Source organism: Ruegeria lacuscaerulensis (assembly GCF_013034685.1).
GTDB classification, from domain to species: domain Bacteria; phylum Pseudomonadota; class Alphaproteobacteria; order Rhodobacterales; family Rhodobacteraceae; genus Ruegeria; species Ruegeria lacuscaerulensis_B.
In genome coordinates, this window is record NZ_WQGO01000023.1 from 1 (window position 1) to 12,524 (window position 12,524).

Annotated in this window: 12 protein-coding genes; 6 read left to right on the plus strand and 6 right to left on the minus strand. The window is 54.0% G+C overall.

What is annotated here, in order from left to right:
- Nucleotides 1-275 precede the first annotated feature (275 nt).
- The gene (locus GOV80_RS21945) at nt 276-1,616 is read left to right on the plus strand and encodes a serine hydrolase domain-containing protein (protein WP_170787758.1); all 1,341 of its coding nucleotides are present in this window, start codon (nt 276-278) and stop codon (nt 1,614-1,616) included.
- Nucleotides 1,617-1,675: 59 nt separating this feature from the next.
- Here GOV80_RS21945 and GOV80_RS21950 read toward each other — a convergent pair whose 3' ends face one another.
- The 4 genes from GOV80_RS21950 to GOV80_RS21965 all read right to left on the minus strand — a co-directional run bounded on the left by GOV80_RS21950 (nt 1,676) and on the right by GOV80_RS21965 (nt 5,384).
- Entirely contained in the window at nt 1,676-3,217 is a 1,542-nt protein-coding gene (locus GOV80_RS21950; protein WP_170787759.1) for a phospholipase D family protein, read from the minus strand.
- Nucleotides 3,218-3,370: 153 nt separating this feature from the next.
- Nucleotides 3,371-4,132 (minus strand): aspartate/glutamate racemase family protein, encoded by a 762-nt coding sequence (locus GOV80_RS21955; protein WP_336510192.1) that lies wholly within the window; start codon nt 4,130-4,132, stop codon nt 3,371-3,373.
- Between the two features lie 93 nt (nt 4,133-4,225).
- Nucleotides 4,226-5,074, minus strand: coding sequence for an alpha/beta fold hydrolase (locus GOV80_RS21960; protein WP_170787761.1), 849 nt, complete (start codon nt 5,072-5,074; stop codon nt 4,226-4,228).
- A 76-nt stretch (nt 5,075-5,150) separates the two neighbouring features.
- Nucleotides 5,151-5,384, minus strand: coding sequence for a hypothetical protein (locus tag GOV80_RS21965; RefSeq protein WP_170787763.1), 234 nt, complete (start codon nt 5,382-5,384; stop codon nt 5,151-5,153).
- Nucleotides 5,385-5,489: 105 nt separating this feature from the next.
- Between GOV80_RS21965 and GOV80_RS21970 the strand changes: the two genes are divergently transcribed.
- Nucleotides 5,490-6,365, plus strand: a complete 876-nt coding sequence (locus GOV80_RS21970) for a LysR family transcriptional regulator (protein ID WP_170787765.1) — start codon at nt 5,490-5,492, stop codon at nt 6,363-6,365.
- Nucleotides 6,340-7,482 (plus strand): trimethylamine methyltransferase family protein, encoded by a 1,143-nt coding sequence (locus tag GOV80_RS21975; protein WP_170787767.1) that lies wholly within the window; start codon nt 6,340-6,342, stop codon nt 7,480-7,482. The genes GOV80_RS21970 and GOV80_RS21975 overlap by 26 nt, the downstream gene beginning before the upstream one ends.
- A gap of 516 nt (nt 7,483-7,998) precedes the next feature.
- Here GOV80_RS21975 and GOV80_RS21980 read toward each other — a convergent pair.
- Nucleotides 7,999-8,457, minus strand: a complete 459-nt coding sequence (locus tag GOV80_RS21980) for a DUF3291 domain-containing protein (RefSeq protein WP_170787768.1) — start codon at nt 8,455-8,457, stop codon at nt 7,999-8,001.
- Between the two features lie 317 nt (nt 8,458-8,774).
- Complete coding sequence (locus GOV80_RS21985) at nt 8,775-9,677, minus strand: LysR family transcriptional regulator (RefSeq protein WP_237215997.1); 903 nt, start codon at nt 9,675-9,677, stop codon at nt 8,775-8,777.
- Between the two features lie 142 nt (nt 9,678-9,819).
- Here GOV80_RS21985 and GOV80_RS21990 point away from each other — a divergent pair, with 142 nt between their 5' ends.
- The 3 genes from GOV80_RS21990 to GOV80_RS22000 all read left to right on the plus strand — a co-directional run bounded on the left by GOV80_RS21990 (nt 9,820) and on the right by GOV80_RS22000 (nt 12,340).
- The gene (locus tag GOV80_RS21990) at nt 9,820-10,263 is read left to right on the plus strand and encodes a cupin domain-containing protein (protein ID WP_170645175.1); all 444 of its coding nucleotides are present in this window, start codon (nt 9,820-9,822) and stop codon (nt 10,261-10,263) included.
- Between the two features lie 4 nt (nt 10,264-10,267).
- Nucleotides 10,268-11,068 carry a glutathione S-transferase family protein gene (locus GOV80_RS21995; RefSeq protein ID WP_170645174.1) on the plus strand — a complete coding sequence of 267 codons (801 nt, stop codon included), beginning with the start codon at nt 10,268-10,270 and terminating at the stop codon, nt 11,066-11,068.
- Nucleotides 11,069-11,290: 222 nt separating this feature from the next.
- Nucleotides 11,291-12,340 (plus strand): GFA family protein, encoded by a 1,050-nt coding sequence (locus tag GOV80_RS22000; protein WP_170787772.1) that lies wholly within the window; start codon nt 11,291-11,293, stop codon nt 12,338-12,340.
- Nucleotides 12,341-12,524 lie beyond the last annotated feature (184 nt).

The following is a 12,524-nucleotide window of genomic DNA, read 5'->3' on the forward strand; positions in this document are numbered from 1 at the left end:
GAGAATTGAATCAGCAGCTTGCCTCTCAATCAAGGAAGAGTTTTTCAACGACATCAGCTCACAGCAGTCATTCGCCCAAATTCGCAGAATGCCTGCATTGGAAACAACGTTGGACTTTCACCAGGCAGCATAGAACGGCAGTAAATCTCGAATTCCCAAGAAAACGGACTAAGCTTTGCCTCGTAAAACTAAGTTGTTCAGTTCTTTGAAAACCAGATTTTGACAAGCCGACTGCGGCCGTACTTTAGTTGCAACTCATTTGGAGCGATACTGCGATGCCAAACACTTCGTTACTTTCAAAGTCCAATTTTCCAGTTTTTGCGCTCATTGGAGGTTTGATTATGCAAAGCCTTGGAACTTCTCCTGTACATGCTGAAGACGACCCATACGCGACGCCGCGAGAAGACTTTTCCATCCGCGACTTGAGGAATGGTTACACAGCCAAGCAAGCTTACGACCTGAGCTCTGAATGGAATTTGCAGAAGTTCCTCGACATTACCGAAGCCGGGGCGTTTTCGTACATGAACCTCGCCGAGTTCCTGCCAAGTTCGGTTATTCGCCGTGACGGGGCCGTCGCGATGCTTACGGCAAACCTTAACGATGCCATAGGTGCCACGAGTGTCCCAGGCGCTGATGGAAAGGCTGTCTCGATTGACGAGATGATTAATGCCGACGATTCCACGGTGCAGGGCGTTATGGTTCTTCACAACGGCGAAATCGCTTACGAGGTTTACCCAGGAATGCGACGGACGGACAACCACGTCTGGATGTCCAATGCAAAGATCCTCTCAAGCTTGCTGATCGGTCAATTGGAAGATGAGGGTAAGATCGACGTTCAGAAAACGGTTGGCGATTATGTAGATGGCACCAAAGGAACAGCTTGGGAGAGCATAAAAGTCATCGACGTCCTGAACATGCAGTCTGGTTTGGATCTGGAAGAGAACCCCCTTTCACGCAAGGGCGACACACCGTATGGGCGTTTTGTCAGGGCTGAGGTTGGTGTTCCGAACGAAGCAGGCGTCCTGCAAACGCACAACGAAGCCCTCTTTGCTATACCCAAGCTGCGGGAACCGGCTGAGGCCTTCGAATACTCCTCTGCAAACACACAAATGCTTGGTCTTGTCATTGAATCCGTCACGAACCAGCGACTTGGCGAAGCGATCACGGAACGGGTCTGGGGCAAAGCCGGAATGACTGGAGATGCCACCCTAGCGCTGTCACCTCAGGGAAACGGCATCATACACGGTCTGATCAGCAGCCGCTTGATCGACATGGCAAAGATTGGCCTGCTGTACACGCCAAGCTGGGACAAGACAGCGTCAGATCGCGTTGTATCTGAAAAGATGATCAACACGATCCAAACAGCGGGTATCGCCGAAAACTACATGAAGGGAACACTTGGCCCGCACCTTTCTGAAGCATTCCGTGAACAACCGATGGCAAACGCATACCAATGGGATGCCGTTTTTGCCGATGGCGATTTCTACAAAAGTGGGATGAATGGCCAAGGCATCTATGTCTCGCCAGGAAAAGACGCAGTCGTCGTTTGGTACGCAACCGGAGGCGCGAGTATCGACATGGAAGCTTACGCCAGAGCCATTGTGAGTTCGCTGTAGGTCAGATCACGCACTGGCGTCTCTGGTTGCGGGCCAATGGATTGTCGGTCGTTTGGTGACTAGAGCATCCATTCGACCGGCAGCCACCTGACAACGGCCGTCAGGGCACGCTGTAAACCGGTGGTTTCCGGGTCTGCGGTATGAATGGTGACTGTCCCATCCTGCTCTTCTTGCAGCCAGGTCATCTCGCCGCTGTCGTTAAGTTCGACTCGATAAGAAAACTCAGGCCGGTTCAATTGCTCCGCAAGCGATGCAGCAATCTTTGGGCTTTCGATCATAAGGCCCATTTCTGTATTCAGCCGCGCAGACCTTGGATCGAGGTTGTAAGAGCCTATGAAGATCCGTTCTCCATCCGATCCAAAGACTTTTGCGTGTAAACCGGAGGCCGACCCGGCCAGCATCTCGGGCAGGCTGCGCTCGCGATGTTCACGCCGCAAGGCTCGAAGCTCTAGCAACTCTACACCGCTGTTCAGCAAGCCTTCTCTGTATCGCATATACGCTGCGTGAACCGGCATCACATCCGTGGCATCCAATGAGTTGGTCAGAACGCGGACCTTCACTCCGGACTCTGCCAACCCCTCCAAAACCTCCGCGCCTCTTTCGCCCGGAATGAAATACGCTGAGACTAGGTCTAGCGAGGTTTCAGAGGTTTTGGCGAATTCGATAAGTTGCTCGACAATCAGATCTTCACTCTCGACTTCCCCCAGCCCTTTTGACGGATCGTCGACGAAAAGAGTGACTTCGCTCCATTCGAATTTCAGATCGCGTGCCGATATCCGGCCGGCCAGTTCATTTTCCTGAATTGCCCTTTGATAACCTGCGCCAACCGCAGTCTGGCGTGCTGCATCCGCCTTTGCTTTCAGACTTTTTTCCGACGGAGGCTCGAAAAATAACTCCGCGTCGTACGCGGAGGCACTATTCCAATATGCGTCGAAGGATTGCGATACCTCATTCACAATCGGGCCGATAGCTATCGCGTCCACATCAAGATAATGCGTTCCTGCACCGTAGTCGAAATAGATGTCACCAATGTTGCGCCCGCCAACAATCGTGGCGACTCCGTCCACAGTCATTGATTTATTGTGCATCCGCCGGTTCAGGCGACCAAAGTCAAATGCATAAGACAGAAGTTTTGGGTTCCTCAAAGTGAACGGATTGAAAATGCGTACATTTGCATGTGGCAGGGCGTCCAGTTCGGCGAGCAAACCATCCAATCCAGAGATACCGTTATCGTCGACCAACAATCTGACGCGCACGCCGCGCTCTGCTGCAGCTCTGAGCTCTTCCAAAAGCATCAGGCCGGTCACGTCATCTTGCCAGATGTAGTACTGAGCATCGATTGAGGATGTCGCTTCTCTTGCAAGGATCGCCCGGGCCGCAAAGGCTGCACGTCCATTTCCTAACGGCCTTACACCGTCGAGCCCGGGATTGCGTTCAAGTGCATTTTTTATTGTTGCACCCAGTGGTCCGACCCAATCGGCATCTTCCTTAAGCGTTGGCTCAGAAAAGTTTTCTTCAGGAAGCGGAAACGTCAATCGTAACCCCATTATGGTCACTGCGATCACCGCTACCAAAATCAAACATGTTCTGATCAGCCGCATTCAGGGTTCCATAGGTGGCACTTCGGATTGTTCTTGAAAATGAGATTGGCCTATCGACAGATAGTTTTTCAAGAGTTTAGGTCGGAGCAACAGGCTGAGCACCAAAGTTTGTCAGCTATGGAATTGGGCAGCCATGTTTTCGTGCAAACCCGATTAAACATGCCCATAGTAGTCTCGGGCAGCGACTACCGAGTAGGCATAATGCAGTAAGGTTCCCCAATCGAAGATCGGCAGGCCCACCTCGCGCTGTGCCGCACGAGAAAACGGTTGCATCCCTGTGCATTCATAGACGATGGCGCCAACGTTCGGATCGCGTGCCACGAGCGCTTTGGTTGCCTCGACCATCTGGCGTTCTGCGGTCTCAAAGTTTGCGATAGGAGCGTCTGGACGTTTTTCCGGATCCCAAAGTTTGTCGAACTCGGTCACCCCCAGCTCGTCCTGGGCGCCGCCAATGATCAGGTTGGAATTCGGATCAATTCCGACAGCCTCAAGGTGGCGATCCGTCAGGAAGCGGCGTTGAGCACACAGGATTGCCACCTTCTTACTGCAGCCTATGAGGGTCTGGGCAAATGGCACCTGCAGCAGGCTGGACGTGAAAACCGGCACGCTAACGGCGTTGGCCACCTCCTGCTGGAAATAGGCAAAGTACCCACATTCCGCGACAATGGCGCGGCACCCGTATTTTTCCAACCGCTTTGCGGATGCAATGATGGGCGCGCGAACTGGTGTTTTGTCCTGGTCCCAAACCAAGGTCTTGTTGCTGACGTCCGTGGCGATGTCATACTGGATCGGAAAGGGAAACGCGCTTGGGTTTCGCACGTCACCGGGGAAGCCCGGATAGGCATCGTCCAGAAGCATAACGCCAAGGCCCATCCCATAGCCCACATGGTTCTGACGCGCGCGGATATCTTTGATGCCGGGGTAACGGGGTGCTTAAAACACTTAGTTGGGCCTTTTCGTGTTAGGCATTTGGGCGGGCCAACATACAGTCGACCCACCCCAGTCTGATCAGCTGTTGCGTTCGAGGAAGTCGACCAGCAGGGCCGAGATCTTCTCCGGCTGGTCTTCCATCGAGAAGTGGCCGCAGTTCTCGAGCACATGCAGTTCCGAGCCGGGGATGGCGTTGTTCAGCTTATGGGCCCACGCAACCACCTGCCAGGCGTCATCCGCGCCCCAGATCAATTGGACCGGACGCTCCCCAAGCTCGGCGTAGCGCGGTGCGACCTCATCGGTGTGCTTGGGGTCGTAGTGCATGACCTGATGCTGAAAGAAACTGCCCTGGCCTACGGGACCACAGATGAAATCGAGGTAGGTTTCCATCGATGTCTCGGCGAGACGTTTCTTGTTAAGCACTGTCGAATAGAGCCATTCCCGGAAATGCTCACGGTGTTCTGCATCCGGCGCCTTGATCAGCTTCTCAAGACCCGCTTGCATCTGTTCATGGGTACGCTTCGAGGGCCAGCTGTCATAGCTCACCACGTCGATCATGGTCAGCGTGCGGACACGCTCAGGGGATTGGATGCCGAACCGCTGGGCGATACCACCACCGATGTCATGAGCTATGACATGCAGGCCATCCAACCCCCAGATGTCGAGCAGCCCTTCAAGGATCGGAACCTGCCCGGTGACCGAGGTGTCGATGTTCGGGTCGCGTGGACGTTCCGACAGACCATAGCCGAGCAGGTCGAATACATGCACCTTGTGTCCGGCCTCGACCAACGAAGGTAGGATGTTGCGCCAGATCCAGGACGAGGACGGAGTGCCGTGGATGAGGACCACAGGTTCGCCTTCACCATGCACGCCTTGGGCGATGCGGTTTCCGTTTATCACACAGTGTTGGTCCACAAGTTGGGTCATGATATTTCTCCTGCTTTGGTGGGCTGGTCGGCCAGTCATTCGGGGATGATTTCAAGGAAAGTGAGCGCAGGAACGGTCAGACGCTCCAGGCAAAGATGCCGTAGGTGCCGGTGGCGATGTAGAAACCCTGCATCGTCGTCCAGCCCCACATCTGCTTTCGCACCGCAAGGGTGAAAAGCAGCAGCGCCGCCAACAGGAAAAACACGAAGGACAGCACCTCGTAACCAGTGTTGGAGGCGATGAGCAGGGAATAGGCGATGGACAAAAAGGCTCCACCCCACTCAAGCGATTTGTTTGCATCGGTTGTCATGTTTCAATCCGTTTTCTGACTTTCCCCGATTGTAGTTTTAGTGTAGTCAATCTATCAAATGAATGATTGTCATGAATATATAAGAAATTTGAATGGAGTTGTTCCATGGCTGAACGGCTGGAAATAGATGGCCTGCGGGCACTTCTGGCAATCTCGTCGCATGGGGGCGTTACCCGCGCGGCAGAACATCTTGCGTTGTCGCAACCGGCGGTCAGTCACAAGGTCAGGCGGCTGGAAAAGGCTCTGGACTGCGACCTTCTGGCGCGCCGCGCAGGCGGACCGCTGTTTACTGAAGCGGGCGAGCGGTTGCTGGGATATGCACAGCGCATGATGGATCTGCATGACGAGGCGCTGGCGGCGTTGGGCAAGAAACCACTCAAGGGTATGATCCAACTGGGCATGACCGAAGACACAACCGGCGGCGACGTGGCTCGTATTTTAGGCCGCTTCACCCGACTGCACCCGAAAACCCAGGTGCGCACACGGATCAGCCAGAGCCTGACCCTCGCAGACTGGCTGGAGGCCGGTGAAATCGACGTTGCGGTCATGCAGGTCTTTAGCCGTGATGTGCTCCCTGACGATCTTGTTCTCTACGAAGACCAGTTGCATTGGATCAAATCTCATGACCTTCCGCTGGACTTGTCGGTCCCGGTGCCGTTTCTCGCCTTTGACAGCAACTGTTTCTACAAACATTGGGCCAGTGCCGAAGGGGCGCGAGGTGGACAACGGTTTGAAACGGTCTTCGAATGCCCCAGTGCGGCGGGCATCCTGTCCTCCGTGCGCTCGGGGTTGGGGGTCGCGCTGATGAACGGGCTGCACCTGTCGCCTGACCTGGAGATTGTCGAAGATGTGTTCCCCGAACCGCCTTCAATCGCCTATGTCGCGCGAACTCGCGCCAAGAACCGGAATGATGCAGTCAAGGCGCTCATCCAGGAAATCTCTCGACAGGTCAGAAATGCAATTCCCCTACGCGTTGCTTGATGAACCAACCCTGGTCTCTATCGAAGCACAGGCAGCCCAAATTCTCGATGAAATAGGGGTAGAGTTGCAGGGAGATCCCGGCAGCCTCGACGCCATGGCGTCGGTCGGGGCGCGGATTGACGGGGAGCATGTGCGTATCGACGCTGACCGTCTGCGCGATCTGATTGCAGATGCGCCCGCATCCTTTATCTGGCAAGGGAAAACTGAGGCGGCTTCAGTAATGGTCGGAGGCGAGCGCCCAGTAGTCGTCCCCTTCTATGGCCCGCCGAATGTCCGGCACGCGGACGACAGCCTCCGCCAAGGCACCCTCGAGGACTACCGCGAACTCGTGCGCCTGTACGATGCTTCGCCGGCAATCGACAGCACGGGCTTTCAGCTTTGCATCGCACACGACGGGGACGCACTGGTGCCCTACATGGAGCTCGCCCGCGTCCATCTGGAGCTTTCGGATAAGCCGATGATGGGCACCGTCCTGTCCGAAGACGCCCTGCGCGAGGTGGCCAGCGCGGCTGGGGTCAAGGATACGGACGAAGACTGTCGGTTGCTTCATTTGATCAATCTGACGCCCCCGTTGGTCTTTCAGACCAATCCCCTGCGCTGCCTGCGTGCTTCGGCTAAATTGGGTCAGGCCAGCCTTGTTGCCTCTTACATGATGATGGGGGCCACGGCACCGGTGACCGTTGCCGGGGCGCTGGCGCAGGGGCTTGCGGAAATCATGGTTGGGCTGGCTTTGACGCAAATCTATCGCCCTGGGGCGCCAGTGGTCGGCGGGATCTTCGCAACCCCGTTTTCGATGCAGTTCATGGGCCCGATCTTTGGAACGCCAGAATCTCACCTGGCCCAATTGGCCGGTTGCCAGCTGGTGCGCCGACTTGGGGTTCCCTGCCGTGGCGACGGATTGGTCACGTCGTCCAAGATCAATGACGCTCAGGCTGGATATGAAGGTGCCAGCGCCTTCGGAGCATCTTTTATGGGAAGGGCCGACCTGATCCTGCACGCAGCTGGTTGGCTGGAGTTTGGCCGGACCGTCGGTGTTGAGAAGTTCGCTTCTGATGAGGCGATCCTGAAGGCGCAGCTCTCAAATCTCCAAATTCGTCATTCATCAGGATACTTCTGAACGACGGCTGTGAGCCGTTCGTCATACTTAGAAAAGTCCGGGTTGTGCGCATCGCAGACCCTGCGTGATAGTTTAAGTTTCCCTAGGAAGCCCCGTTGCGGGATTGAGCAACGCAAAGGGCCATAGCCGCAACGATTTCGCCAAAAATTGATTGCATTCATCGCCAAGGCAGACAATCGCGTAGCGCAAAATCTTGGGCAAACTACGCAGACATATTGGATGCGAGAAGTGTTGTGCGCAAACCAAAAACATCCTGTAGGGACGCGCATAACGCTGCATTCCCAACATTGATTTCATTGAAGGAAATCTTGGAAACTTGCCCATAACTCTGCGCTGTGTTTGCGCATAATTTTGCACGATTTGCCCATAAGTTTGCGCGGTTCACCATACACGCTCAATTGGTGATTGTCGTAGCGTGAATCTATCAACTTAAACCCACCGAAACTCAATCAAAAGTGCATTCATATTGGGGCAAATCAATCGCTAGTCGAGTCGACTTTGTAATCGCTGAGCTGGTTATTTAGCAACCATATCTCTACCTGTTGCAAAGTAATAAGCCTCCGGACTTGGCCCATCTTTTCTCAACCGAAGAAGTCTTTCCTTTCCTTCAATCAGGCTCGGAATATGTCCGGCCTGGATCGGCCAGATAACATAGCTTGGCTCATCAAAATGCGCAAACCACTCCATCCGTCGGTCAAGAAACTGACCGTGGATAGTCCTGTGAACAAAATGCTCTAAGTCTGCAAAGCTCTGCCAAGTCGATAGCGTCGCCAGTGCGACGTGTGGCCGACCAAACAATGCACCCGTGTCGTTCTCCGGGAGATCGTAGCCCTCTCCTTGAAGGCGCCAGATAAAACCTTTGGATCGATCTGCGACAGCGTTCAGACGATCCGAGTTGTCCTCGAACCCTGCAATACGGGGATCGCCTGGAGGGTGTAGCAAGTACCCCATGTTCATTTGTGCAATATGTTCCACAAAATATCTCCACCGCTGAACGTGGTTTCTACAGTCACCAGCAGCTCTGACTCTGTCCAGCGATTTTAGATCTGCGGCCTACAAACCGACACGCAGAAACAACGCCGACGCTGTTCGCTCAATGCATCCTCTGCGGTTTGTTCGTTTGTCAAACAGCGGCCCAAAACGGACCTTTTCAACCAGTCTTTGCAATTTTCGATAAGCGGGCAAAACGTGTGTTCGCTGCGGCTGCTCGAATGTCTGCATTGGCTGTTCGATTCAGTTATTCGAAACATCAACTTGTTTCTGTCCGAAAGGCGCTGCTTAGGACAGTTTGACTAACTGTCTAAGTCCAACGCCTTCATCAATTCGAAGACTTGGCTACGCATCCAAGCCGCCATCGGGGCGTTGTCGGAACGCTTGTGCCAGATGCCGATGATCAACGCTGGTTCAATATGCATCGGAGGTTCGAACACCTTCAGTTCGAATGTCTTGGCCACTTTCCTTGCGAGCTGAGCGGGTACAAGCGCGATGAGGTCGCTTTCGCTAACCGCGCGGCAAACGCCACTGAAGACGGGCACTGTCATAGCAACCTGTCGCTGTTTTCCGACGCGGTTTAGGGCAGCATCGCCCATCGCGGCCAAGTTCCCTTCGGGGGAGAACAAGACATGGTGGAGCGCACAGAACGTATCCATGTGCATTTGTGTCCTTTCCTGAAGCCCCTCAAGCTTTGGATTTCCCTTGCGAGCTATCACGTGGAACGGCGAATGGAAAAGCGGCTCCCGATTGACCCAGTCCGGCAGGAGCAAATCCGGGATCAGCGCAATGTCAGCGTTGCGTCGCTCAAGACTGGCCACATAGTCATTCGGAACCAGATCAACCAGCTGCGCTCGTAGATTGGGCGCTGACTTTTGCAGGAAATCACCCAAAGGCGGCATCAGGAGTTCCGCGAAAAAATCGCTGGCGGCGATCCGGAAAGTGCCTTCAGCGGTTTGCGGGTCAAAGGTAGCCGGTGGGGCTAGCAAAGCTTCCAGACGTTCAAGTTCTTCGCGCAAACCGGATTCAATCTTGGATGCATAATCGGTAGCGACCAAACGGTTTCCCTGCCGGACAAAAAGGGGGTCGTCCAAAGCATGACGAAGACGTGACAATGCACCGGAGACTGCGGATTGCGACATGGCGAGCCTGTCGGCCGCCTTGACGGTTGAGCCTTCGCTAAAGAGGGCGTCCAGCACGCGCAAAAGGTTGAGGTCCAGTGTAGCGAAATTCACCTAGCCGATATCCTATATTAGATATTGCGGTTTGCCTGATAGGTTGGCCTTCGGATAGGATTCTGTCAACGGAAGCGCTTTCGTTTCAATCCAATGCCAATGGAGAGAAACGATGAAGGATCAGGCCCAAATCGACGGAGCCATCGAATGGCTCGGCGTAAAATACAAAACCATCCTCGGCCCAGAACAGACAGGCGGCACCATGTCTATAGTGGACAGTTGGTCTCCTGCTGGTAGCGGCCCTCCACGCCACGTGCATCAAAACGAAGACGAAACCTTCGTAATCCTCACCGGAACATGCAGGTTCTGGCTAGAAGGCGAGGAGTTCACCGCAGGGGCCGGCGAAAGCGTATTCATCCCACGAGGCAAGGAACATACCTTCAAGGTGACAGACGACGAACCTTGCCGCCATCTCGTGATCCTGACGCCCGGCGGATTCGAAGGCTTCTTTGCTGACATGGCAGCCGGTCAGTGCCGTATTCCCGAGGACATGCCTGCTATCGAAGAGAGCGCCAAGCGGCACAACATGGCCTTCACTGGCCCACCTTTGGATTGATACCATGACTGGGAAACACATCGTCTATCATATCCCCGTCTGTCCCTTCTCGCAGCGACTGGAAATCCTACTGGCGCTGCGCGGACTGACGGATGCCGTGGAATTTCGTGTCGTAGACATCACCAAGCCGCGCGATCCCGAATTGCTGGCCAAGACCCGAGGTACGACAGCCTTGCCCGTGCTGGAAACCAGCGACGGCCGCATATTAAAAGAAAGCCTCGTGATCCTGCGCTATCTTGATGAGGCTCTACCAGGTGCTCCATTGCGCCGCAGTGATCCTGCCGAGCACGCCATTGAGTCGATGCTGATCGCCCGCGAAGGACCGTTCACAATGGCAGGCTATCTCTTTGTCATGAATCAGGATCAGGCGCGCCGAGATGAGCACTTGAATAAACTCCTCGCGCTCTATCGAGACCTTGATGATTTCTTGGCTCATCATAGTCCGACTGGCCCGTTCCTGTTCGATGACTTCGGTTTGGCAGAGGCTGTTTTTACCCCGATGTTCAAGCGGTTTTGGTTCCTTGACTACTACGAAGGGTTCAAACTACCCGTTGGCAAAGACTATGACCGGGTACGAGCGTGGCGTGATGCATGCATGGCGCATCCAGAAACATCGCAGGTGACTGAAGAAGAGATCGTCAAACTCTACTACGACTACGCGCTCGGGGCTGGAAACGGCGCCCTACCTGACGGTCGCAGCGTTTCAAGTTTCACCTTCGAACCGCCTTGGCAATCGAGACCCATGCCCCCAAGGGAAAAATATGCAGCGACAGCCACCGACAAAGAGCTGGGACTTGTCGCCTGACCATGGAGTAGATAGCCAACACCGGACATTTGTGCGCTGTGCGGCATCGAACAAATTGGACTCGTGTTGCCGTTCTCCGCAGCAAGTATGATTGGCTGGTCGCAGCACTGAAGGATCTTTCAAAACTGGAAATAACACCTCAGCTACCGTGGCTCGCTGCGACCGATTTTATGCTAAAGTAAGCAGGCACCATTTGGAGATTTTTAGCTCGGAGCAACGGAGATGGAACGCAAATTAGCGGCCATTCTGGCCACCGATATAGTCGGTTTCGCAGGATTGGTATCACGTGATGAAAGCGGAACATTAGCTAAGTTGGTTCGACTAGAACGTGAAATCATCGGCATGCAGGTGGAAGCAAACCGGGGTCGTGTTTTTAAGTCTACTGGCGATGGGTTTTTGGCTGAGTTCTCAAGTGTCTTTGAGGCGGTCAATTGTGCAATTAACATTCAAAGAGCCTGCGCACGCGAAGCACGCCGGTCGAACAGTGACGACCCTCTCATCTTACGCGTCGGCGTTTCTCTCGGTGATGTCGTTGTACACGGCGACGATATTCTCGGAGACGGCGTAAATACTGCGGCACGGCTTGAAGCAATAGCGGAACCAGGTGAAATCGCGGTTTCAGGAGAAGTAATGGCGCAAATAGCGGGCAAGATAGATCTTCCGCTGGCGGATTGCGGTCACAAAAGACTCAAGAGAACTGATAGTCCAATACATGTCTACATGACCGTTTCAGAACCCGGAGAAGAGGGAGGTTTTCTGGATTTTGATGAAGATGAATTGGCCAAAACCTTAATAACTGGTGGCTGCATCTGTGGGTTAGTACGGTATGAAATAAACGCGCCTGCCATAAGCACCGGGTATTGCCATTGTAGTTGTTGCAGAAAATTTTCTGGTTCAGCAGTTAATGCATGGGCGGCTTTTCCCGCTTCTGCTGTTCGATTTCTCACCGAGGAACCTCGATACTTCGCAACTACGCCGATAGCAAATCGTGGCTTTTGTGCCAGATGCGGGGCAAGCCTAACTTATAAGCTCGTGAAGCCACGAGAAACGGCCTATCTGGTCCTGCATACTTCGAGCCTCGACCAACCGGAAAACTTTGCTCCTTCAGTCCACTCCGGAATAGAAAGCAAAATGCCTTGGTTTGATATTTTGGATGATTTGCCGCGGACAAGATCTTCAGACTCCAGAGTTTTGCAAGAAGCGTGGTCAAGTGTCGGTCTACCAGACCCTGAAACTTGGGGACCTTTGGCTAAGCCGCCTGAGGTTTTTTAGTGATCGAGCGATTTCTGCTTTATCCGCAAAGAGAACATTCCTAGCGTTTGAGAAATTGACAACATCGAGCCCAATGCGGGCGCCCATAAGACGTTAGCGCTGCTGTACAGCGACCGACCGCTCGGAGCCGATGTCGTTGAAAAAGTCGTTCGTTTTTGCGTCTTGGTGTTCTGCGTTGTCTATA

Bases quoted from the DNA above. Each gene is read 5' to 3' on its own strand.
- GOV80_RS21945 (WP_170787758.1), top strand. From the start codon at position 276: ATGCCAAACACTTCGTTACTTTCAAAGTCCAATTTTCCAGTTTTTGCG.
- GOV80_RS21950 (WP_170787759.1), bottom strand. From the start codon at position 3,217: ATGCGGCTGATCAGAACATGTTTGATTTTGGTAGCGGTGATCGCAGTG.
- GOV80_RS21960 (WP_170787761.1), bottom strand. From the start codon at position 5,074: ATGACCCAACTTGTGGACCAACACTGTGTGATAAACGGAAACCGCATC.
- GOV80_RS21965 (WP_170787763.1), bottom strand. From the start codon at position 5,384: ATGACAACCGATGCAAACAAATCGCTTGAGTGGGGTGGAGCCTTTTTG.
- GOV80_RS21970 (WP_170787765.1), top strand. From the start codon at position 5,490: ATGGCTGAACGGCTGGAAATAGATGGCCTGCGGGCACTTCTGGCAATC.
- GOV80_RS21975 (WP_170787767.1), top strand. From the start codon at position 6,340: ATGCAATTCCCCTACGCGTTGCTTGATGAACCAACCCTGGTCTCTATC.
- GOV80_RS21990 (WP_170645175.1), top strand. From the start codon at position 9,820: ATGAAGGATCAGGCCCAAATCGACGGAGCCATCGAATGGCTCGGCGTA.
- GOV80_RS21995 (WP_170645174.1), top strand. From the start codon at position 10,268: ATGACTGGGAAACACATCGTCTATCATATCCCCGTCTGTCCCTTCTCG.
- GOV80_RS22000 (WP_170787772.1), top strand. From the start codon at position 11,291: ATGGAACGCAAATTAGCGGCCATTCTGGCCACCGATATAGTCGGTTTC.